We start from the raw sequence: 794 nt of genomic DNA on the forward strand, positions 1-794 counted from the left end.
AGCGTGCTCAATCTCTGGCGCGGGCTGGAGCAGACGGCCTTTGCCGGACGTCCGCTTGCCACCGTGGGATGGAACGCGCCGTACCAGTTCGACGCTTCGGTGCAGATACTGGTGCAACTGCTGTCTGGGCGTTGTTTGGTGGTGGTGCCGACGGCGGTACGTACAGACATCTCGGCTTTCCTGAAGTATCTGGTGACCCATCGCGTCGCCGTAATCGACTGTACGCCCTCCCAGCTGGAACTATGGCTGGAGAACGGGCTAGCCGGCTCGACCGCACCGTGGCCTCAAGTGTTCCTGATGGGCGGCGAACCGATTGGCCAGTTCACGTGGAATCGTTTGCGGCAAGACAGCCGGCTCAACGTCTATAATGTTTACGGTCCCACCGAATGCACCGTGGATGCGACACTGGCAGCCCTCAATGGCGGACCAACGATGCCGACCATCGGCCGCCCTCTTGCCAACACCGCGATCTACGTACTAAACCACTACGGGGAGCCGGCTCCGCAAGGGACAATCGGCGAGTTGTATATCGGTGGCGCCGGCGTCGCTCGTGGTTATCTCAACCGCTCGGAACTGACCGCAGAGCGTTTTCTGTCCGATCCGTTCGTGGCCGATCCCTCCGCACGGATGTACCGCACCGGTGATCTGGCTCGTTATCGGCCAGACGGCAATCTTGAGTTCCTCGGTCGTAACGATCAGCAGGTGAAGCTCCGCGGCTTCCGCATCGAACTGGGCGAGATCGAGGCGCGCCTGGGCCAGCACCCGGCGATCCACCAGGCCGTCGTCATGGCCCG

The 794-nt window shown here is 62.2% G+C and carries 1 protein-coding gene; it reads left to right on the plus strand.

Annotation, left to right across the window (positions count from 1 at the left end; translation table 11 throughout):
- A partial coding sequence (locus ISP18_RS00020; protein WP_404559211.1) for an AMP-binding protein occupies positions 1–794 on the plus strand: 794 nt, incomplete at both ends.

It is taken from the genome of Dyella humi, assembly GCF_044904605.1.
In the GTDB taxonomy this organism is placed as follows: domain Bacteria; phylum Pseudomonadota; class Gammaproteobacteria; order Xanthomonadales; family Rhodanobacteraceae; genus Dyella_B; species Dyella_B humi.